Genomic DNA, 2,183 nt, shown 5'->3' with positions numbered 1-2,183 from the left:
CGCCGGGCGACGGCTCGTCTGCGCTTCGGCGCCGGTTAAAGGCTGGTTACCGACGGGTCGGTGGTCCGGCCCGCACGTGATCAACGGTGTTGGCTCGAGCGCGACTCAAAGCCGCTTGTCATCGCAGCAGGCGGACGGCTCCGCCATGTCCGCCGGGCGGTTCGCCGTACCCCGTCTCCGCCAGATTGGTCTAGTCCAAGTCTGGTTCAGACCATTGACGTGCACCTGATCAAGGGTTAACCATGCTGGTCGCCCCCTGTTGTTCCTCCTTCTCCCCCCGGAGGTCCTTGTGCAGTCAAGGTCAAGGAAGAGAGTGTTCGTGGCCGCCGCCACGAGCGCCGCCGTCGGACTGGGCTTGTTCACCGCCCTGGTCGGCGGTATCGGCACCGCGCAGGCGGACTCCGCCACCACAGCCGCGAAGCCCGCGGCCGCCGCGAAGCCCGCGGCCGCCACCGCGAGCAGCGGCGGAGCCAAGATCGCCTACTACGACCAGTGGAGCGTCTACGGCAACGCCTTCTACCCGAAGAACCTCGACACCGAGGGCCTCGCCGGCAAGCTCGACGTCCTCAACTACTCGTTCGAGAACATCGACCCGACCAACCTCACCTGTTTCGAGGCGACCAAGGCGTCCGACGCCTCGAACGAGCAGGACCCGAACGCGGGCGACGGCGCGGGCGACGCCTTCGCCGACTACCAGAAGTCGTTCGGCTCGGACATCAGCGTCAACGGCACCGCCGACGTCTACAACCAGCCGATCGTGGGCAACTTCAACCAGCTCAAGGAGCTGAAGGCGAAGTACCCGAACCTGAAGATCCTCGTCTCGCTGGGCGGTTGGACGTACTCCAAGTACTTCTCGGACGCCGCGGCGACCGACGCCAGCCGCAAGAAGCTGGTCAGCTCCTGCATCGACATGTTCATCAAGGGCAACCTGCCCGAGCAGGGCGGCTACGGCGGCGACGGCAGTGCGGCGGGCATCTTCGACGGCTTCGACATCGACTGGGAGTACCCCGGCTCGCCGGGCGGCCACGTCGGCAACCACTACAGCGCCGACGACAAGGCCAACTTCACCAAGCTGCTGGCCGAGTTCCGCACCGAACTGGACGCCTACGGCTCGGCCAACGGCGGCAAGCACCTGCTGCTCACCGCGGCGCTGCCGTCCGGTCAGGACAAGATCGCGAACATCGAGACCGACAAGATCGGGCAGTACCTCGACTACGCGAACGTCATGACGTACGACATGCACGGCGGGTTCGAGGCCACCGGCCCGACCAACGAGCAGGACCCGCTCTACCAGTCGCCGAGCGACCCCTCCGCGGTGATCCCGCCGGGCAACGAGAAGTACAGCACCGACAACGCGATCAAGGCGTGGACCCAGGGCGACCCGGCCTACGGCATCCCAGGCGGCATGCCGGCGAGCAAGGTCACCATGGGCTATCCGCTCTACTACCGCGGCTGGGACGGCGTGCAGGCGGGCAGCAACCACGGCCTCTACCAGCCCGCGAGCAGCCCCTCCGCGGCACGCGGGATCAGCGCGACCCCCGGGATCGCGTACTACAAGGAGCTGACCGGGGTCGTCGACAACCCGGCCGACACCTTCTACGACGCGCAGTCGCAGTCGGCCTACTTCTACAGCGGATCCACCTTCTGGACCGGCCTGAGCGACCAGTCGATCACGGCCAAGGCGAACTACGCGCACTGCAACGGGCTCGGCGGGTCGATGATGTACTCGCTGCTCGACCTGGACGCCTCGGCGACGCTCTTCAACAAGATCGTCACCGCCACCAACGGGTCGGCCTCCGACTGCTCCGGCGGAGGTACCACCACGGGGGGCACCTCCACGGGTACCTCGTCGGGTAGCACCGACGGCGGCACCACGGCGGGCACGACCGACGGCGGCACGTCGACCGGCACCACCGCGGGCACGACGGACGGCGGTACCTCGACCGGCACGTCGACCGGCACGTCGAGTGGCACCACCGGTGGCAGCGGCGGCAGTTGCACGCTCGCGTCGTGGAGTGCCAGTGCCGTCTACAACGGCGGCGACCAGGTCTCCTGGAACGGCCACAACTGGCAGGCCAAGTGGTGGACCACCAACGAGGAGCCCGGCACCACAGGTGAATGGGGCGTCTGGGACGACCTCGGCGCCTGCTGACCGTTCTCCCTCCCCGGCGGGCGTTCTCACG

General features: G+C 67.7%; 1 protein-coding gene. It reads left to right on the top strand.

Features of this window, described 5'->3' with window-relative positions; all coding sequences use genetic code 11:
* Nucleotides 1-319 precede the first annotated feature (319 nt).
* Nucleotides 320-2,152, top strand: coding sequence for a glycosyl hydrolase family 18 protein (locus tag AC13HU_RS36060; protein ID WP_483046215.1), 1,833 nt, complete (start codon nucleotides 320-322; stop codon nucleotides 2,150-2,152).
* The last annotated feature ends 31 nt before the right edge of the window (nucleotides 2,153-2,183 follow it).

It is taken from the genome of Streptomyces sp. NH27 (genome assembly GCF_056859195.1).
This window is presented reverse-complemented; position numbering and strand designations above follow the sequence as displayed.